Below are 17,538 nucleotides of genomic sequence, written 5' to 3' on the forward strand. Positions count from 1 at the left end.
GAGCCGATCAGTTACCGAGCTTGGCCGCGCGCGCCGCACGAAGCTTGGCGAAGTCCTCGCCGGCATGGTGGGAGGAGCGCGTCAGCGGGGTCGAGGAGACCATCAGGAAGCCCTTCACATAGGCGATGGTCTCGAAACTCTTGAACTCGTCCGGCGTGACGAAGCGCATCACCGCGTGATGCTTGCGCGAGGGCGCCAGGTACTGGCCGATGGTGATGAAGTCGACTTCGGCCGAGCGCAGATCGTCCATCAATTGCAGGACCTCGTTCCGCTCCTCGCCGAGGCCGACCATGATGCCGGACTTGGTGAAGATGGTCGGGTCGAGCTCCTTCACCTGCTGCAGCAGGCGCAGCGAGTGGAAATAGCGGGCGCCGGGGCGAACCTTCAGGTACTTGCCGGGCACCGTCTCGAGATTGTGGTTGAAGACGTCGGGCTTGGCCGCGACGACGATCTCGAGCGCGCCGGGCTTGCGCAGGAAATCGGGCGTCAGGATCTCGATCGTCGTGCCGGGCGAGGCCTCGCGGATGGCGCGGATGACGCGGGCGAAGTGCTCGGCGCCGCCATCCTTGAGATCGTCGCGGTCAACCGAGGTGATCACGACATGCTCGAGGCCGAGCTTGGCGACGGCGTCGGCGACCTTGCGCGGCTCGTCATGATCGAGCGCCTCGGGCACACCGGTCTTGACGTTGCAGAAGGCACAGGCGCGCGTGCAGGTGTCGCCCATGATCATGAAGGTGGCGTGCTTCTTCTCCCAGCACTCGCCGATATTGGGGCAGCCCGCCTCCTCGCAGACGGTGACCAGCTTCTCGGCCTTCACGATCTTCTGGGTCTCGGCCCATTTCGGCGAGCCCGGCGCCTTGACCCGAATCCAGTCCGGCTTGCGCAGGATCGGGTTCTCCGGCCGCTTCTGCTTCTCCGGATGGCGCAGCTCCGGCTTCACCTCGGATTTCGGGTTGCCGGCATTGGGGCGCGGATCGCGGTTGAGGAGGTCGAGCACGACGGCCATGGACGGGTCCGTTACTGGCACCGCACAGCAAGGCGCGGCCACTCCCGTCTAGCTAATGCCGAAGTGCCTCGCGAGCAACCCGCGCGGCGCGATCGGCTCAGTTGCGCACGGCGCGCCAGACCACGATCAGCAGGCAGGCGCCGGCGATCGCTGCGATCAGGGTCCGCCAGAAGCCGAAGATCGAGATATCCATGAGCTCGGCGATGCGGCTGCCGACGAAGGAGCCGGCGACACCGACGATCATGTTGGTGAAGAGCCCGTGGTCGGACGAAGTGACGCGCTCGGCGATCCAGCCGGCGATCATGCCGATCAGCAGCGTCATGAAGAAGCCGTAGCCCGGCGTGCCGAGCGCGGCATAGATCTGGTCGTTCATGGCAATCCCCCTGCCCTCAAAGACCGGCCGTGCGGCCGCCGACGACAACGCGCGGCGCGTGCCTTGGTTCCTCAGGCGATGAAGCGCGCCAGCAGCACGACCAGGATCGCGCCGATCACTGCCATCGCCATCGAGTCGAGAAAACGATAGCCGGTGCTCGCCCGCCAGCCGGTGATATGGACGATGCCCTGCCCGACCAGCATGCCGAGCAGGCCAACCACGGCATGGCGCAGGAAGCCGCCGCCACCGACGACGAGGCTGGCGATGAAGCCGGCAGCCGTGCCGAAGGCGACCGGCGGCAGCAGCCGGGCCCAATCAAACGTCAGCTTCCGGCCCGGCGGCAGGATCTCGACCCTGTCGTCGGGCACGATCCGATCGGGCTTGGCGGATTTGCGGGCGCGGCTCATCGGGCCGATATGGCCTGCGCCATGCCGGAATTCCAGCGCCGGGAGATCAGGCGATCAGCCGCGCCAGGAAAACCACGACGATCGCGCCGATCGTCGCGGTGACGATCTGCGAGATCAGCGGGTTGCCGATGCCGAGGCTAACACCGAGCGCCTGTAGCAGGAAGCTGCCGACGAAGGCGCCGATCAGGCCGGTGATGATGTAGCGGATCAGCCCGCCGCCACCCATGACGATGCTGGCGAGCCAGCCGGCGACGGCGCCGATGGCGATGGCGACGAGAATTGCACGTAGATCCATGGCGGTTCTCCCAGTAGCCTTCGCGTGACCTGTGCGTCTAACCTAGCCTGGTAACCGTGGGTGTCTCCACCCAAACCGTTTCAATACCCAGCCAACGCTCGATGGCCGGTCTCCGCTCCATGCTATAGCTGCCGCGAGATGGATACAGCACCATGACAACCCATAGCGCCAGCCCAGCAAGAAGCAGCGGTCGAGCCGTCTGCGCAGGATCAAGTCCTAGGACATAGAATGCGAGTGGACCTGGGGCGAGTATCACTATTCCAACGGCGAACATGGACATGCTCCGTGTGATCGTCTGCCACCAGTCGATGCGGCTGCCATCGACACACTGTGTCGTATAGCCAATCGCGAGTTTACCTGGCGACCCACCCAAGAGCCGATGAAAAATTGCGCTACCAACCAAAAGAGCCAACGTCATCCACAGCATCACTTCAAGATAACTGAGGTGGTGTGCCTCAGTGTATGGGCGCTTATGGATACTAAAAGGCGGCTTTACGTTAGCGAAAGCCATCACCACGTTCCAGACAACGAGGAAGAGTAGGCCGTCTATGGTTCCATAGACGGCCCGTTCTCCTGCCGAGGCGTGGTGTTTGATCAAGCGTTCAGCACCTTGCCATAGGCGTCGAGCACGGCCTCCTTCATCGTCTCCGACAGGGTCGGATGCGGGAAGATGGTATGCATCAGCTCTTCTTCGGTGGTCTCGAGATTCATCGCGACCACGAAGCCCTGGATCAGCTCGGTCACCTCGGCGCCGACCATGTGGGCGCCGAGCAGCTTGCCGGTCTTGGCGTCGAAGATCGTCTTGACCATGCCGCTGTCCTCGCCGAGCGCCACCGCCTTGCCGTTGGCGACGAAGTTGAAGCGGCCGACCTTGAGCTGATGACCGGCTTCCTTGGCCTTGGCCTCGGTCAGGCCGACGCTGGCGATCTGCGGGTGGCAATAGGTGCAGCCCGGGATCATGTTCTTGTCCATCGGGTGCGGATGCAGGCCCTTGATCGCTTCGACGCAGATCACCGCCTCATGCTCGGCCTTGTGCGCCAGCATCGGCGGGCCGGCGACGTCGCCGATCGCGTAGATGCCCTTCACATTGGTGCGGCAGAGCCCGTCGATCGCGATCACGCCGCGGTCGAGCTTCACGCCGAGCGCCTCCAGGCCGAGATTCTCGACATTGGCGACGACGCCGACCGCCGAGATCATCCGCTCGGCGGTGATCGTCTGCTTGTTGCCCTTCTCATCCTCGACATGGGCGGTGACGGAATTCGCTCCCTTCTCGACCTTGGTGACCTTGGTCGAGGTCAGGATCTTCATGCCCTGCTTCTCGAAGGCCTTGCGGGCGAAGGCCCCGATCTCGGCATCCTCGACCGGAACCACCTGCGGCATGATCTCGACCACCGTCACCTCGGCCCCTAACGTGCGGTAGAACGAGGCGAACTCGATGCCGATCGCGCCCGAGCCCATCACCACCAGCGATTTCGGCATGGTCGGCGGCACCAGCGCCTCGAAATAGGTCCAGATCAGCTTGCCGTCCGGCTCCAGCCCCGGCAGCGCGCGCGGGCGGGCGCCGGTCGCGACGATGATGTGGTCGGCGGTGTAGGTGCCCTCGCCCTTGGCGCCCTTCGGCACCGGTCCCTGCGGCTGCATGGCCGGCTTCTTGGTCGGGGCGACGACGATGGTGTTGGCCTTGGTGAGCTTGGCCTCGCCCCAGATCACGTCGACCTTGTTCTTCTTCATCAGGAACTGGACGCCGTTGTTCATCCTGACCGCGATGCCGCGCGAGCGCTTCACCACCGCCTCGAGATCGGCCTTGAACGAGCCTTCCAGCGTCAGCCCGTAATCCTTGGCGTGCTGGCCGTAGTGCAGGATCTCGGCCGAGCGCAGCAGCGCCTTGGTCGGGATGCAGCCCCAGTTCGAGCAGATGCCGGCGAGATGCTCGCGCTCGACGATCGCGGTCTTGAAGCCGAGCTGCGCCGCCCGGATCGCCGCGACATAGCCGCCGGGGCCGGAGCCGATGATGATGATGTCGTAGTCAGCCATGGGAAATGCCTCGGCTCGTTCTGCCCACCGCGGGCAGTGTTGCTGTTGCGGGGCAAGCCCCGGTCGAATGTCGTCTACGGGCCCGCGATCCGCAGCGCCGGCCCGCGCGCCGGCAGCGGAAGGCCGAGCAGTCCGTCCACGACCGGCGCAAGCGCCAGGCCGATCGCGCGGGTGTTGTCGGCGTCGAGATGGATGCCGTCCTCGCCGGTCACCGTCGCGACCGCCGCCGCGTCGAAGAAGCTGACCCCGATCTCATCGGCGATGCGGCGATAATAGGTCGCCAGCAGCGCCATCTTCTCGGGCGCGCCTTCCATGAAGAAGTTGGCCTCGTGCTCGGGATCATCAGGCCCGCGCACGACAGGCGGCGCGACGATCAGCACCTCCGGCACAGGCATGCCGGGCTCGACCGGCGGACGCTGCGCCACCTGCGCCAGCATCCGCATCGAGCGCGCGACGTCGTAGGGCGCGAGCGAGTGCTGGCGCTGGCAGTCATTGGTGCCGAGCATCAGGATGACGAGATCGAGCGGCGCATGGCACTCGATGAAGAGCGGCAGCAGCGAGATGCCGGAGCGATAGGGCCGCAAGGGGTCCTCAAGCGCGATCCGCCGCCCGTTGAGCCCTTCCTCAATCACCGTGGCGTAGCCGCCGAGCGCCTTCTCCAGTACGCGCGGCCAGCGCACATCGTCGCCATGTCGCTCCGGCCGGTTGGCGATCCGGCCCCAGGTCAGGGAATCGCCGAAAGCGAGAATGCGGGCCTGGCGGGTCATCGCGATGCTCCCACACGCTTCTGCAGTGCGGCGATCGTCTGTGCCTCGCGCCCGAGCGGGAACGGCGCCGAGGTGCGCGCCGCCAGGCCGAAGACGTCGCCCTTGCGGGTTTCCTTCACGGTCTCGCGCTGGCGCGCATAGGTGCCGCATTCGAAGCCGCCGCCGCGATGGCCCGTGACCGGGTTGTAGGTGTTCGCCCCGTAGCGGAAGCAGACATAGTTGAGCTTGACCTGGCCGCGGTAGCGGCCCTCCTGCGGGTCGTCGATCTCGGCTGAGGCGTTCTCCCAGAGCACGGCGAAGGCGCCGCGCAGGATCGCGTCATTGCCCGGGTACCAGAGGAAGCTGTCGCCGTTTGCGGCGATGTACTCGACCTGGGTGCCGTGCTGGGCGCTGTGAGTCAGGATGGTGCGGTCGCCGAAGAAAGCCGCGACCATCTCCGGATCGGCCGCCGCGCTCGGCAGCGAAGCGCCCCTGGGAGCAGCGTTGCGCGCCGTGTATTCGGCCTGCGTCAGTACCGGCCGCGCTGAAAAGATGTTGCGGGCGCGGCGGAACTGGCTCGAGACGCCCGGACCGAACTCGACCACGGGGGGATGATTGGCTGCCGGGGCGGGCGCGGTCTGCGCCTGTTCCGACGACGAGACGCACCCGGCAAGCCCGAGCACAAGAGCTGCCGCCGTGATGGCACCGGCCCATCGCACCTGCCAGAGCCCGGCAGATTGCTTCCTCGCAGCTTGGGATATCGCCCGTCCCTCACTCATGCGCTCACCGCTCCGCCGCGCCATGTCGGCCCGCCACTGGCGCGCTAGACCAGCATCGCCATCGGCTTCTCGATATAGCCCTTGAAGGCCTGGAGCAGCTCGGCGCCGAGCGCGCCGTCGACGGCGCGGTGGTCGGTCGAGAGCGTCACCGACATCACGGTCGCGACCGCAAGCTGGCCGCCCTTGACCACGGCGCGCTGCTCGCCGGCACCGACCGCCAGGATCGTCGCATGCGGCGGGTTGATCACCGCGGCGAAGTCCTTGACGCCGAACATGCCGAGGTTCGAGACCGCCGAGGTGCCGCCCTGATACTCCTCCGGCTTCAGCTTGCGCGCTTTAGCCCGTGCCGCCATGTCCTTCATCTCGTTGGAGATCTGGCTCAGCGTCTTGTGGCAGGCATCGCGCACGATCGGGGTGATCAGGCCGCCCGGGATCGAGACGGCGACGCCGACATCGGCATGCTTGTGCTTGAGCATGGCGCCATCGGTCCAGGAGACGTTGGCGTCCGGCACGGCCCTGAGCGCCAGCGCGAGCGCCTTGATCACCATGTCGTTGACCGAGAGCTTGTAAGCCGGCTTGCCGTCCTTCTCGGGCGCCGCGGCATTGAGCTCGGCGCGCAGCTTCAAGAGCGCATCGAGCTCGCAATCGAGCGTGACGTAGAAGTGCGGAATCGTCTGCTTGGCTTCGGTCAGGCGGCGCGCGATCGTCTTGCGCATGCCGTCATGCGGGATCTCCTCATAGGAGCCCGGCGCGAACAGCTTCTTGGTCTGCTCGTCCGAGGGGCCGCTCGCGAGCGGCGCGGCGGGCTTCGGCGCAGCGGGTGCGCCAGCCGCGGGAGCTGGCGCAACCTTGGCAGCTCCGCCCTGCTTGGCGGCCTCGATGTCCTTCTCGACGATACGCCCATGCGGGCCCGAGCCCTGGACCTTGCCGAGGTCGATGCCGGCATCCTTGGCGAGGCGGCGCGCCAGCGGCGAGGCGAAGGGGCGATCGCCGGATGCGGGCGCCGCAGCCTGCGCGGCCGGTGCCGGAGCAGCGGCCGGGGTCGGGGCCGGAGCAGCAGCCGGAGCTGGTTCGCCCGCCTTGCCGTCCGCCTTCGGGGCGGGCTCGCTCTTGGCCGGCGCAGCACTGGGGGCCGAGACGCTCTTCGCATCCTCACCCTCGCCGGCGATCACGCCGATGATCTCGTTGACCGCGACATCGGCGGTGCCTTCCGGTACGACGATCCTGGCGAGGATGCCCTCGTCGACCGCCTCGACCTCCATGGTCGCCTTATCGGTCTCGATCTCGGCGATGATGTCGCCGGACTTGATCGTGTCGCCTTCCTTCTTCAGCCATTTGGCGAGATTGCCCTTCTCCATCGTCGGCGAGAGCGCGGGCATCAGGATGTTCACGGGCATGGCATCAGCTCACTCTTGATCGCTGAAAAGCGCGTATCGGGGCATGAGGTTGTTAGTTCACAGCGCAGGCGCGGCCGCCTGCGGTCGATGGTCCGCAATAAATCAGCATGGCGCCTTCCTCTCGAGACCGAACCGGAAGGAGCAGCATGTAGTCGACTTGCCCGCTCCGGTTACAGGTCACGTGCCATGACGCAGCCTTTGGTCCGAGCGCAGCCAGAGATTGGCTGGAGTTGACGCATGACCGGCCCCATGCGCGCTGCGCCAGCCGATCGACCGACTGAGCGCGGCTTGCAGGCGAAAGACGTTCGAACTCAGCGTGGACGAAGGGCGTCGGCTTGACAGCTGCCCTGGTCGGCTGCGCGATCGCCTCGGCTACCGGCAGCGCGCCGAAGCAGAGCAGACACGCGGTGAGCGATGTCTGGTTTCTGTTCGGCCCGCGGGACAGCGCCATCTCTCGCCCTCTCAGCGGTAGCAGACGGCCTTGGCCGCCGCGACGACCTCGCCAATGTTCGGCAGCGCCAGCTTTTCGAGATTTGCGGCGTAGGGCATCGGCACGTCCTTGCCGGTGACGCGCGCGACGGGCGCATCGAGATAATCGAATGCCGCTTCCATGATCTTCATGCCGATCTCGGCGGTGACGCCGGACTGCGGGAAGCCTTCCTCGACCGCGACGCAGCGATTGGTCTTCTGCACGGAGGCGATGACCGTCTCGATGTCCATCGGCCGGATGGTGCGCAGGTCGATGACCTCGGCGTCGATGCCTTCCTTGGCCAGCGCTTCGGCGGCGCCGAGCGCATAGGTCATGCCGATGCCGAAGGAGACGATGGTGACGTCGTTGCCGGGACGCACGACCTTGGCCTTGCCGATCGGGATGAGGAAGTCATCGCCCTTCGGCACGTCGAAGGAGCGGCCGTAGAGGATCTCGTTCTCGAGGAAGATCACCGGGTTCGGATCGCGGATCGCGCTCTTCAGCAGGCCCTTCGCATCGGAGGCGCTGTAAGGCATCACCACCTTCAGGCCCGGCACGTTCGAGTACCAGGCGGCGTAGTCGTGGCTGTGCTGCGCGCCGACGCGGGCGGCGGCGCCGTTCGGGCCACGGAAGACGATTGGGCAACCCATCTGGCCGCCGGACATGTAGAGCGTCTTGGCAGCCGAGTTGATGATGTGGTCGATCGCCTGCATGGCGAAGTTGAAGGTCATGAACTCGACGATCGGCTTGAGGCCGGTCAGCGCCGCGCCGACGCCGATGCCGGCGAAGCCGTGCTCGGTGATCGGGGTGTCGATCACGCGACGGGCGCCGAACTCCTGCAGCAGCCCCTGCGTGACCTTGTAGGCGCCCTGGTATTCGGCGACCTCCTCGCCCATCACGAAAACGTCGGCGTCGCGCCGCATCTCCTCGGCCATGGCGTCGCGCAGCGCCTCGCGCATGGTCATCGAGACGATCTCGGCGCCGGCCGGGAATTCGGATGAGGCGTCGTAGGATTTCGCCTGCGCCGGAACGCTCGGCGCTGCGGCAGGAGCCGGGCTGGCGGGCGCCTCGGCCGGTGCCGCCGGAGCGGCAGCTTCCGCAGCCTGCGGAGCCGGAGCCGCCTTCGCAGCTCCACTCGCAGCAGCGGATACGTCCTCGCCATCGGCGGCGATCACCGCGATCGGCGTGTTGACCGCAACGTTCTCGGTGCCATCCGCGATCAGGATCTTGGCGAGGACGCCTTCATCCACCGCCTCGACCTCCATGGTCGCCTTGTCGGTCTCGATCTCGGCGATGATGTCGCCGGCCTTGATCTTGTCGCCCTCGGCTTTCAGCCATTTGGCGAGCTTGCCCTGTTCCATGGTCGGCGACAGGGCGGGCATCAGAATGTCGATCGGCATTTACGCACCCGGAGTTCTGGGATGGCCGCGAGGGCTGAAAGGGCGGGGAGGATGGGCGCGGCGCGTCAGGCCCGCGCCGTCTCCAGCAGGATGTCGGTATAGAGCTCGGAGACGTCCGGTTCCGGGTCGTGCGTCGCGAATTCGGCGGCGTCGTTGACGATCTCGCGGACCTTGGCGTCGATCGCCTTGAGCTCGTCCTCGCCGACCTTGTGCTCGCGGGTCAGGCGGGCGCGGACCTGCTCGATCGGATCGTGCTCCTCGCGCATGCGCTGGACTTCGTCCTTCGAGCGGTACTTCGCGGGGTCGGACATCGAATGGCCGCGATAGCGGTAGGTCTGCATTTCCAGGATGTAGGGGCCCTTGCCGGAGCGGGCGTGCTCGATGGCGCGGTTCGCCGCCTCACGCACGGCCCGGACGTCCATGCCGTCGACCTGCTCGCCCGGGATGCCGAAGGAGACGCCGCGCTTGGAGAAGTCGGTCTGGGCCGAGGCGCGGTTGACCGAGGTGCCCATGGCGTAACGGTTGTTCTCGATCACGAACACGACCGGCAGCTTCCAGAGCTCGGCCATGTTGAAGCTCTCATAGACCTGGCCCTGATTGGCGGCGCCATCGCCGAAATAGGCCATCGAGACCCGTCCGTCCTGGCGGTACCAGTTGGCGAAGCCGAGGCCGGCACCGAGCGAGACCTGGGCGCCGACAATGCCGTGGCCGCCATAGAAGTTCTTCTCGCGGCTGAACATGTGCATCGAGCCGCCCTTGCCGCGCGAGTAGCCGCCGCGCCGGCCGGTGAGCTCGGCCATCACGCCACGCGATTCCATGCCGCAAGCGAGCATGTGACCGTGGTCGCGATAGCCGGTGATGACCTGATCACCCTCTTTCGAAGCCATCTGCATGCCGATGACGACGGCTTCCTGGCCGATATAGAGATGGCAGAAGCCGCCGATCAGGCCCATGCCGTACATCTGGCCCGCCTTCTCCTCGAAGCGGCGGATCAGCAGCATCTCGCGATAGGCGTGAAGCTCTTCGTCCTTGTTGAAGGTCGGGACGTTCGAAAGCGCCTTGGCCGCACCCTTCGGAGCGCTCTTCGCCAATGCCTTTCCGGCCGCCTTGGCGGGCGCCCCTGCTTTCGTCTTCCGTGCGGCAATGGCCATGAACGGTCCTCCCAGAGCTCTACTGCTTTGGTTGTAGAGGAAGCCCCAGGCCTTGGCGAGACGGACATCTCGCACTGCAACATTGATTAAGTAGCTGATATTTCTATTGTTATACGATTTAACCTATTATCGGTTAATCGATCTTTTTGCGACCAATGACGCAACGAAAGCCGGCTCAAAGCCGGCATGATCCGACCGGACCAACCCGATCGGGCACCCCGTATTCCCGGCCCGAGGCAAGGGCCGGCCATGCTGGCTGGCATGTGATATGAGCCGACGGCAGGAGCCTCAGCGTCCCATGACGACGACGTCGTTGCGGTGGACGCGGCCGAGCATGGCCCGGGCCCTTTCCTCGAGCAGGTCGCGGTCGACAGCCTCGTCCCGCATCAGGCCGAGCCGCTTCTCCCAATCCTGCCGCTCGCTGGTCAGAGTTGCGAGCTCGGCCTCCATCTCGCCAAGCCGTTCACGCAGCCCGCCAAGAGCTTCCAGTCCCCGGGCGCCATGTTGCGCATGGAACAGGAAATAGCCGACCACGGCGCTCGACACGAGGTAGAGCGCGAGCGTGACAAGGATGGAGCGGAGGCCGCGGCGGATGACCATGTTGCGACGGTAGAGTCGCTTGGTTGACGCGCAGTTAACGAGGCACGCCGACGACAGTCAGCGCCGGATCGTCTGGAGCCGGTTTGCCCTGCCCCAACGCGATCAGATCAGCTTCGATCCTGCGCGCGATCGGCAACCGGTAGTGCGCGGGATCCCAGTAATTCGTATCCTCGCGTGTCAACGGTGAGGGATGTGCGTAGTCGGCGACCACCGCATGCTGGCGCATCGCCAGCGCAACGATCTCAGCCTTGCAGGCTTCAAAACGCTGCCAGGCCGCACTGCCTTCGCGCGGAAGAGCGCCGGCATGCACCGGCGGCAGCACGATCAGCCGTCGCGTCGTGGCCGGAAAGGCGGCCAGGCCCTGCTCGAGCCAGGCCAGCGCTGGGAAACGCCAGCTCGCGCGCGCCGCGGCCGAGGTCGCCACGGGCGGCGATTGCGGCGTCAGATCGGGCGCGTGGCCGCCGTAGCCGCGATACAGATGAAACCGGGCACGGGCGAGATCATAGGTCGCCTCGGGTGGGGTGAAGACCTCGTAGCCGTCACCACGCAGGCGCTGCGGCTGCAAGCCAAGCCGGTGAGCAGCGAGCCGGAGCGCGATTTCGAGCGTGGTGAAATTGAGTTGCTTGGGCCAATCGTTCCAGGGATTGTCGTCGTAGAGCCAGGGCGGGAACGGCCGCGGCGTCAACCGGCGGGCCTCATCGGTCGCATCCGCCTCGCACCAGGTCTGGTCGACGCCCCAGATCACGATCTTCGGCGCAGCGACCCGGCGCGCGAACAGGCCGGCGATCTGGGCCTGCTCCCAGGGCGTCGCGGCGTTCATGCCGAGATTGGCGAAGTGGACGGACAGCCCCGTCGATAAAATCGCCGGATCGAGAAGGCGCAAGGTCGAGGTGCCGATGACCGCCGAATCGAAAGCGCCCGACCTGACGATCTGCGGGTACATGAAGCGCTGGTTGAGATCCATCAGCGGCCGCGCCGATTGGCCGGCCTGCACGCGCGCGCCATAGGGATCGAGCACGGCGATGAAGCCGAGCAGCGATGTCGTCAGCGTCAGCGCCGCCAATGCGAACGCCTTGCTCCAACCACGCCAGCCTTGCTGCGTGCCCGCCAAATCCGCATCTGTCCCGTGTTCATTAGCCATCGCCGCGGCTTCTGCCATGACATGGTGGCGGGAACAATGTTGACCGATGCGCGCCACCTGCCTATGTCAGCGCCCCAGTGAGGGCGGGTAGCTCAGTGGTAGAGCACGTGACTTTTAATCATGTGGTCGAGGGTTCGATCCCCTCCCCGCTCACCACATAGGCCGCAAAACCGCCGCGAGCCTGCCCGCCAGGCATTCCGCTCCGAAGCGAGGCATGCGGTCGGACCTTAAGGCCTGCGGCTCAGGAGACCTCCGACCAGGCCGGCTTCCGATAGGGACCCGCCTGCTCATCGAAGCTTTTCCAGCCGTCGCGTTCATACTCCGAACGACGCGAGGTCGCGTCGATCGGGCCTGCCCCATCCATGATCTTCTCGACTGCCGGGACATGGCTGTCGCTGGTACGGGCTGACACGACAGCGCCGCCGCGGCGAACGGTTTCCGCAAGGAAGTGAGCCTCGTCAGCATCGATGCCGGCGCCCGTCATCGCGCCGATCAGGCTGCCGGCAGCGGCGCCGGCGGTAGCGCCGACCGCCAGGGTGCCGAAGATCCAGCCGGCCGCGAGCACCGGGCCCACTCCCGGGATCGGCAGGGCAGCCAACCCGGCCATGAGACCGGCCCCGCCGCCCAAGGCACCACCGACCTCGGCCCCTCTGGCGGCGTCGGCTCCGATCTTGTCCGGGCTGTTGCTGAGGACCGTGATATCGTTTGATGAGAGACCGGCGGCTTCGAGCCGGACGACGGCCGTCTCGGCATCGGCGTAGTTCTCATAAGAACGCGTGACTATGCGAGCCATGATGCAGCTCCTTCGATGGGGTGCACCCTTGGGACGAACCTGCCGTCGCGCATCTTGTTCCAAACAATCCGCGCAACCGCGAAGTGCCGCGACTGCGCGAGCAGCATCTCGGTAAAGCGAGTGTGCCTCGGCCCGCCGGCTCAGCCCAGGCGGCTGACGGCTCCGCCGCGGCGCGGCAGCGGGCGCTTCTGCGGTAGAATCGGCCCCTCCTGGCCGACGCCGCCATAGCCAGGCGCGATCGCCCCCGCATAGCCGTCGAGCTCCCAGCAGCGCCAGCGCTGGTATTCGGCTGCCGTCGTCCCTTCCGAGCAGATGCGCCATTGCGAGCGCTCCCAGAAGGCCGCGGCGGGCGCCGTCGTCGCTATCATGCCGAGTGCGACAAGGCCGAGAAGCGAAAGATTCCTGCTCATCCTGTCAGGCTCCGAGCCCTAATGGCCAGCCGCCAGCAAAGCGCGCAGGCCTTACGGAAGCGCTAAGCCGACGTCCGACACGCGTTTCCGAATCCGTCAAACGACAGACGCATGCTCCCCATACGCGAACCAAAATGCCGTTTCCGCGTTGTTCGGTCATTCCGCAGATGCGGAGACGACAGGAGGACACCGATGTACAAGCGTCACGTTGCATTGACGGCTATCGGCGGCGTCATGCTTGCCGCTGCTGCCGTTGCGCAGACCAGTTCGCCCTCGAACCAGCCGCCAAGCCCGCAGCCGACCTCGCCGTCGACGAGCGCGCCGGCAGCCCCGGCACCGGCGGCCGAAACCGCCAAGGCGCCAGAGAACAACCTCGCCGGCCAGGGCAAATGGCGGGCGTCGAAGCTGATGGGCGTCGACATCTACGGCCCCGACAACAAGAAGGTCGGAGACGTCACCGAGGTGGTGTTCGACAAGACCGGCAAGATCGAGCTGGTCACGGTCGGCGTCGGCGGCTTCCTCGGCATCGGCGCGAAGGATGTCGCGATCCCGTTCGAACAGGTGCAGTGGAGCGAGGAACCGATGGTCACTCCGGCTCCTGCCCCGTCGGGCGGCACCGGAGCGGGCGGCAGCAGCGCTGGTGGCAGCACTGCGATGAACGCGCCGCCGGCGGCCAAGAAGGGGCCGGAGATGTATCCGGACCATGGCAAGATCACGATGACCAAGGAGCAGCTGACGTCGGCTCCGGCCGTGACCTACGCCGCCCGCTGATCGCCGTCTGATCTATCATCACAGGCTCGCCCTTCGGGGCGGGCCTTTTTTGCAGGTGGCACAGCTCACTCTTCGAGCGCCGCCAGCACGCCCGGTATCGCTTCCGGCAGATCGTCGGCGATGAGGCCGAGGCCGAGGCGTTCACCAGCGCGGCCATGCAGCCAGACGGCAGCGCACGCCGCCTCGAAGGCGGGCATCTTCTGCGCCAGCAGGCCGGCAACGATTCCGCCGAGGACATCACCCGATCCTGCCGTCGCCAGAGCAGGCGAGCCGCTTGCGTTGATCACGGCCCGTCCATCCGGCGCGGCGATGACGGTGTCCGGGCCCTTGAGCACGATGACGGCCCCGGTCGAGCGGGCAGCATGGCGGGCTCGCTCGAGCTTGCCGCGGCTTGGCTCGAAGCTTCCAACTTCGCCGAACAAACGTTTGAATTCGCCCTCATGCGGCGTCAACACGGCGGCGCCGGCGCGCCGGTGCAGCAAGGCTGCGAAGGTCGACCTATGGACGCCGATATGCGTGAGGGCGTCAGCGTCGAAGACGCAGGGCCAGGCTCCTCGCAGCGCGCTCGCCACCCATGATCGCGCCTCGACATCGAGACCGAGCGCCGGCCCGATCAGCAGGGCGTCGACCTTTCGTGTTGCCAGCGCTGCCTCGAAGCCTGCGGTATCGGCGGCCGCCATTTGCATCAAGGCGTCAGGGCCGCGCGCCGCATGCGCCATGAGCGCTTCAGGCCGGCAGATGATCGTTGCGAGGCCCGCGCCGATACGCAGCGCCGCTCGCGCGCCGAGCCGTGGCGCCCCGACGCTCGAGAGGCCGCCCGCGGCGACTGCGACCGCGCCGCGGCTGTATTTGTGAACCCCGGCGGCGTGATCGGGCAGATGAACGCGCCAGAGGGCCGGAACATTGCGAAATGCCGTGGAGCGGCTCCTGTCCGGCATGAAGGCCATCTCGGGCCGGATGCCGATATCGGCGAGGGTGACGATGCCGCAAAGCGCCCGGCCAGGATGGAGCAGATGGCCGGGCTTCAGCCGGAAGAAGGTCACCGTCTCGTCAGCGCGGACAGCCGGGCCCTGGGCCAGGCCGGTATCGCCATGGACACCGCTGGGCACGTCGACCGCCACCACCGGCCGGCCGGCGGCATTGACCCGATCAAGCAAAGCCGCGAGCTCACCCGAGATGGGCCTGCTGAGGCCGGCGCCGAACAAGGCGTCGAGGACGAGATCGTGCTGGGCGGGCTCTACCGCGTCGACGGTCGCGACCGGACCAGTCCAGGACGCTGCCGCCAATGCGGCGTCCCCCTTCAGGGCCGCTCGCTCGCCGGCGAGCGCGAGCGTCAGGCCGTAGCCGCGTTCCGCCAGGAGGCGGGCTGCGACGAAACCGTCGCCGCCATTGTTGCCGGGACCGCACAGCACGAGAATGCGCTGGCCCGGTCTGACCCGCCGCGTCACCGCGTCGGCCACTGCCCTGCCCGCCTTCTCCATCAGGACGATGCCCGGCGTGCCGGCAGCGATCGCGGCCGCATCCGCCGCCGCCATCTCGGCGACAGTGAGCAGCGCGAAGGTCGAGGGATCAGCAGCCGTCATCGATCGGGGATTGTCCGCCAGCCCAGGCAATCAGGCAAGGAAGCTGATGATACCGCCACCTGCACGTGATATAGGCATTTGCATAAATTTTAGACGGTTTTTCGCCTCTTCAACAGGCGGTTTGTCCCCTGCACCATCATGGCGGCCCGCCTGCGCCGATGCTATGAGCAGAACAGGCGAGGTTTTGCTGGACGCGCCGAGATTGATCCGGGCAGGCCGAGATGGTCAGAACGGAAGAAGGCTGCGTACAGTGGCGCAAGCTCACGCCAAGGAGGTCGATCGGCGCATGAAGAAGATCGAAGCGATCATCAAGCCCTTCAAGCTCGACGAGGTGAAGGAGGCGCTGCAGGAGGTCGGCCTCCAGGGGATCACGGTGCTCGAGGCGAAGGGTTTCGGCCGCCAGAAGGGCCATACCGAGCTCTATCGCGGCGCCGAATACGTGGTCGACTTCCTGCCGAAGGTGAAGATCGAGATCGTGCTGGCCGATGACATGGTCGAGCGCGCGATCGAGGCGATCAAGAAGGCCGCCCAGACCGGCCGGATCGGCGATGGCAAGATTTTTGTATCGAGCGTGGAGGGGGCGATCCGCATCCGCACCGGCGAGTCCGGCGCGGACGCGATCTGAGGAATTTCCCTGAAACCCTGAGGAATGCGTGTGCCGGCGGAGCCCCGCAGGCAACGTCTGTCGTGAGACCCTAGCAGTCGACAAAGGAAGTCGTGAGATGAAGAACGCCAAAGAGGTCCTGAAGGCGATCAAGGACAATGACGTCAAGTACGTCGACTTCCGCTTCACCGATCCGCGCGGCAAGTGGCAGCACGTCACCTTCGACGTCTCGATGATCGACGAGGAGATTTTCGCCGAGGGCACGATGTTCGACGGCTCCTCGATCGCCGGCTGGAAGGCGATCAACGAGTCCGACATGCTGCTGATGCCCGACCCGACGACGGCCTGCATCGACCCGTTCTTCTCGGCCTCGACCATGGTCATCAACTGCGACGTGCTCGAGCCGGCCACCGGCGAGCCCTATAGCCGCGACCCGCGCGGCATGGCCAAGAAGGCCGAGGCGTATCTGAAGTCGACCGGCATCGGCGACACCGTCTATGTCGGCCCCGAAGCCGAATTCTTCGTCTTCGACGACGTCAAGTTTTCGGCCGATCCGTACAACACCGGCTTCAAGCTCGACAGCGTCGAGCTGCCGATCAACGGCCAGACCGAATACGAAGGCGGCAATCTCGGCCACCGCATCGCGATCAAGGGCGGCTACTTCCCGGTTCCGCCGCAGGATTCGGCGCAGGACATGCGCGGCGAGATGCTCGCGGCCATGGCGGCCATGGGCGCCAAGGTCGAGAAGCACCACCACGAGGTCGCCTCGGCCCAGCATGAGCTCGGCCTGAAGTTCGACACGCTGACCCACATGGCCGACACCATGCAGGTCTATAAGTACGCGATCCACAACGTCGCGCAGAGCTACGGCAAGACCGCGACCTTCATGCCGAAGCCCGTCTATGGCGACAACGGCTCGGGCATGCACGTCCACCTGTCGATCTGGAAGGGTGGCAAGCCGCTCTTCGCCGGCAACAAGTACGCCGACCTGTCGCAGGAGTGCCTGTGGTTCATCGGAGGCGTGATCAAGCACGCCAAGGCGTTGAACGCCTTCACCAACCCGTCGACCAACTCCTACAAGCGCCTGGTCCCGGGCTATGAGGCGCCGGTGCTGCTCGCCTATTCGGCGCGCAACCGCTCGGCCTCCTGCCGTATCCCGTGGACGACCTCGCCGAAGGCCAAGCGCGTCGAGGTCCGCTTCCCCGATCCGATGGCGAACCCCTATCTCGCCTTCGCCGCGCTGACGATGGCCGGCCTCGACGGCATCCTCAACAAGATCGATCCGGGCCCGGCGATGGACAAGGATCTCTACGACCTGCCGCCGCGCGAGCTGAAGAAGATCCCGACCGTCTGCGGTTCGCTGCGCGAGGCGCTCGACGCGCTTAAGAAGGACAACGCCTTCCTCAAGGCCGGCGGCGTCTTCACCGACGACTTCATCGAGAGCTATATCGAGCTCAAGATGCAGGACGTGGCGCGCTTCGAGATGACGCCGCACCCGGTCGAGTTCACGATGTACTATTCCTACTGAGCCTCGAGCTCAGACCAGGATTTCCTCCCGACTGCGGCGATCCGCAGTCCA

The 17,538-nt window shown here is 66.2% G+C and carries 19 protein-coding genes and 1 tRNA gene; 4 read left to right on the forward strand and 16 right to left on the reverse strand.

Annotated elements, in window-relative coordinates; all coding sequences use genetic code 11:
- Positions 1-7: 7 nt before the first annotated feature.
- The 13 genes from lipA to AC07O0_RS08040 all read right to left on the reverse strand — a co-directional run bounded on the left by lipA (position 8) and on the right by AC07O0_RS08040 (position 11,798).
- Entirely contained in the window at positions 8-1,006 is a 999-nt protein-coding gene (gene lipA, locus AC07O0_RS07980; RefSeq protein WP_494621699.1) for a lipoyl synthase, read from the reverse strand.
- 97 nt (positions 1,007-1,103) lie between these two features.
- Entirely contained in the window at positions 1,104-1,379 is a 276-nt protein-coding gene (locus AC07O0_RS07985; RefSeq protein WP_494621701.1) for a GlsB/YeaQ/YmgE family stress response membrane protein, read from the reverse strand.
- A gap of 71 nt (positions 1,380-1,450) precedes the next feature.
- Positions 1,451-1,786 carry a GlsB/YeaQ/YmgE family stress response membrane protein gene (locus AC07O0_RS07990; RefSeq protein WP_494621703.1) on the reverse strand — a complete coding sequence of 112 codons (336 nt, stop codon included), beginning with the start codon at positions 1,784-1,786 and terminating at the stop codon, positions 1,451-1,453.
- Between the two features lie 46 nt (positions 1,787-1,832).
- Positions 1,833-2,081 carry a GlsB/YeaQ/YmgE family stress response membrane protein gene (locus tag AC07O0_RS07995; RefSeq protein WP_454027489.1) on the reverse strand — a complete coding sequence of 83 codons (249 nt, stop codon included), beginning with the start codon at positions 2,079-2,081 and terminating at the stop codon, positions 1,833-1,835.
- Between the two features lie 37 nt (positions 2,082-2,118).
- A complete protein-coding gene (locus AC07O0_RS08000) occupies positions 2,119-2,679 on the reverse strand; it encodes an RDD family protein (RefSeq protein WP_494621705.1) in 561 nt (186 codons plus the stop codon).
- The gene (gene lpdA / locus AC07O0_RS08005) at positions 2,676-4,115 is read right to left on the reverse strand and encodes a dihydrolipoyl dehydrogenase (protein ID WP_494621707.1); all 1,440 of its coding nucleotides are present in this window, start codon (positions 4,113-4,115) and stop codon (positions 2,676-2,678) included. The genes AC07O0_RS08000 and lpdA overlap by 4 nt, the downstream gene beginning before the upstream one ends.
- A 74-nt stretch (positions 4,116-4,189) precedes the next feature.
- On the reverse strand, positions 4,190-4,882 hold the full coding sequence (locus tag AC07O0_RS08010) for an SGNH/GDSL hydrolase family protein (protein WP_494621709.1): 693 nt from the start codon (positions 4,880-4,882) through the stop codon (positions 4,190-4,192).
- Complete coding sequence (locus AC07O0_RS08015; RefSeq protein ID WP_494621711.1) at positions 4,879-5,640, reverse strand: hypothetical protein; 762 nt, start codon at positions 5,638-5,640, stop codon at positions 4,879-4,881. The genes AC07O0_RS08010 and AC07O0_RS08015 overlap by 4 nt, the downstream gene beginning before the upstream one ends.
- 44 nt (positions 5,641-5,684) lie before the next feature.
- On the reverse strand, positions 5,685-7,037 hold the full coding sequence (locus AC07O0_RS08020) for a pyruvate dehydrogenase complex dihydrolipoamide acetyltransferase (protein WP_494621713.1): 1,353 nt from the start codon (positions 7,035-7,037) through the stop codon (positions 5,685-5,687).
- Positions 7,038-7,499: 462 nt separating this feature from the next.
- Positions 7,500-8,906: a pyruvate dehydrogenase complex E1 component subunit beta gene (locus AC07O0_RS08025; protein ID WP_494621715.1), complete on the reverse strand. Its 1,407-nt coding sequence runs from the start codon at positions 8,904-8,906 to the stop codon at positions 7,500-7,502.
- A 65-nt stretch (positions 8,907-8,971) separates the two neighbouring features.
- The gene (pdhA, locus tag AC07O0_RS08030; RefSeq protein WP_494621717.1) at positions 8,972-10,057 is read right to left on the reverse strand and encodes a pyruvate dehydrogenase (acetyl-transferring) E1 component subunit alpha; all 1,086 of its coding nucleotides are present in this window, start codon (positions 10,055-10,057) and stop codon (positions 8,972-8,974) included.
- Positions 10,058-10,345: 288 nt separating this feature from the next.
- Entirely contained in the window at positions 10,346-10,657 is a 312-nt protein-coding gene (locus tag AC07O0_RS08035) for an FtsB family cell division protein (protein ID WP_494621719.1), read from the reverse strand.
- A gap of 34 nt (positions 10,658-10,691) precedes the next feature.
- Positions 10,692-11,798, reverse strand: a complete 1,107-nt coding sequence (locus AC07O0_RS08040; RefSeq protein ID WP_494621721.1) for a hypothetical protein — start codon at positions 11,796-11,798, stop codon at positions 10,692-10,694.
- An 81-nt stretch (positions 11,799-11,879) separates the two neighbouring features.
- On the opposite strand from AC07O0_RS08040, the gene AC07O0_RS08045 reads away from it, so the two are divergent.
- A tRNA-Lys gene (locus tag AC07O0_RS08045) sits at positions 11,880-11,954 on the forward strand.
- Positions 11,955-12,039: 85 nt separating this feature from the next.
- On the opposite strand, the gene AC07O0_RS08050 is transcribed toward AC07O0_RS08045, so the two are convergent.
- Positions 12,040-12,591, reverse strand: coding sequence for a hypothetical protein (locus AC07O0_RS08050; RefSeq protein ID WP_494621723.1), 552 nt, complete (start codon positions 12,589-12,591; stop codon positions 12,040-12,042).
- A gap of 140 nt (positions 12,592-12,731) precedes the next feature.
- Positions 12,732-13,001 carry a hypothetical protein gene (locus tag AC07O0_RS08055; protein ID WP_494621725.1) on the reverse strand — a complete coding sequence of 90 codons (270 nt, stop codon included), beginning with the start codon at positions 12,999-13,001 and terminating at the stop codon, positions 12,732-12,734.
- Between the two features lie 192 nt (positions 13,002-13,193).
- Between AC07O0_RS08055 and AC07O0_RS08060 the strand changes: the two genes are divergently transcribed.
- The gene (locus AC07O0_RS08060) at positions 13,194-13,772 is read left to right on the forward strand and encodes a PRC-barrel domain-containing protein (protein WP_494621727.1); all 579 of its coding nucleotides are present in this window, start codon (positions 13,194-13,196) and stop codon (positions 13,770-13,772) included.
- Positions 13,773-13,837: 65 nt separating this feature from the next.
- Here AC07O0_RS08060 and AC07O0_RS08065 read toward each other — a convergent pair whose 3' ends face one another.
- Positions 13,838-15,355: an NAD(P)H-hydrate dehydratase gene (locus AC07O0_RS08065; RefSeq protein WP_494621729.1), complete on the reverse strand. Its 1,518-nt coding sequence runs from the start codon at positions 15,353-15,355 to the stop codon at positions 13,838-13,840.
- A gap of 286 nt (positions 15,356-15,641) precedes the next feature.
- On the opposite strand from AC07O0_RS08065, the gene AC07O0_RS08070 reads away from it, so the two are divergent.
- Together AC07O0_RS08070 and glnA are read left to right on the forward strand one after the other, a co-directional pair.
- Positions 15,642-15,980: a P-II family nitrogen regulator gene (locus AC07O0_RS08070; protein WP_057192756.1), complete on the forward strand. Its 339-nt coding sequence runs from the start codon at positions 15,642-15,644 to the stop codon at positions 15,978-15,980.
- A gap of 97 nt (positions 15,981-16,077) precedes the next feature.
- Complete coding sequence (gene glnA / locus AC07O0_RS08075; RefSeq protein ID WP_454027469.1) at positions 16,078-17,487, forward strand: type I glutamate--ammonia ligase; 1,410 nt, start codon at positions 16,078-16,080, stop codon at positions 17,485-17,487.
- Positions 17,488-17,538: the final 51 nt, after the last annotated feature.

Source organism: Allobosea sp. GW821-FHT10B12 (assembly GCF_059415545.1).

Coding starts and splice junctions, on each gene's coding strand:
- AC07O0_RS08070 (WP_057192756.1), top strand. CDS start 15,642: ATGAAGAAGATCGAAGCGATCATCAAGCCCTTCAAGCTCGACGAGGTG.
- lipA (WP_494621699.1), bottom strand. CDS start 1,006: ATGGCCGTCGTGCTCGACCTCCTCAACCGCGATCCGCGCCCCAATGCC.
- AC07O0_RS08015 (WP_494621711.1), bottom strand. CDS start 5,640: ATGAGTGAGGGACGGGCGATATCCCAAGCTGCGAGGAAGCAATCTGCC.
- AC07O0_RS08035 (WP_494621719.1), bottom strand. CDS start 10,657: ATGGTCATCCGCCGCGGCCTCCGCTCCATCCTTGTCACGCTCGCGCTC.
- lpdA (WP_494621707.1), bottom strand. CDS start 4,115: ATGGCTGACTACGACATCATCATCATCGGCTCCGGCCCCGGCGGCTAT.
- AC07O0_RS08050 (WP_494621723.1), bottom strand. CDS start 12,591: ATGGCTCGCATAGTCACGCGTTCTTATGAGAACTACGCCGATGCCGAG.
- AC07O0_RS07990 (WP_494621703.1), bottom strand. CDS start 1,786: ATGAGCCGCGCCCGCAAATCCGCCAAGCCCGATCGGATCGTGCCCGAC.
- AC07O0_RS08025 (WP_494621715.1), bottom strand. CDS start 8,906: ATGCCGATCGACATTCTGATGCCCGCCCTGTCGCCGACCATGGAACAG.
- AC07O0_RS08055 (WP_494621725.1), bottom strand. CDS start 13,001: ATGAGCAGGAATCTTTCGCTTCTCGGCCTTGTCGCACTCGGCATGATA.
- AC07O0_RS08065 (WP_494621729.1), bottom strand. CDS start 15,355: ATGACGGCTGCTGATCCCTCGACCTTCGCGCTGCTCACTGTCGCCGAG.
- AC07O0_RS08020 (WP_494621713.1), bottom strand. CDS start 7,037: ATGCCCGTGAACATCCTGATGCCCGCGCTCTCGCCGACGATGGAGAAG.
- glnA (WP_454027469.1), top strand. CDS start 16,078: ATGAAGAACGCCAAAGAGGTCCTGAAGGCGATCAAGGACAATGACGTC.
- AC07O0_RS08060 (WP_494621727.1), top strand. CDS start 13,194: ATGTACAAGCGTCACGTTGCATTGACGGCTATCGGCGGCGTCATGCTT.
- AC07O0_RS08040 (WP_494621721.1), bottom strand. CDS start 11,798: ATGGCTAATGAACACGGGACAGATGCGGATTTGGCGGGCACGCAGCAA.
- pdhA (WP_494621717.1), bottom strand. CDS start 10,057: ATGGCCATTGCCGCACGGAAGACGAAAGCAGGGGCGCCCGCCAAGGCG.
- AC07O0_RS08010 (WP_494621709.1), bottom strand. CDS start 4,882: ATGACCCGCCAGGCCCGCATTCTCGCTTTCGGCGATTCCCTGACCTGG.
- AC07O0_RS07995 (WP_454027489.1), bottom strand. CDS start 2,081: ATGGATCTACGTGCAATTCTCGTCGCCATCGCCATCGGCGCCGTCGCC.
- AC07O0_RS07985 (WP_494621701.1), bottom strand. CDS start 1,379: ATGAACGACCAGATCTATGCCGCGCTCGGCACGCCGGGCTACGGCTTC.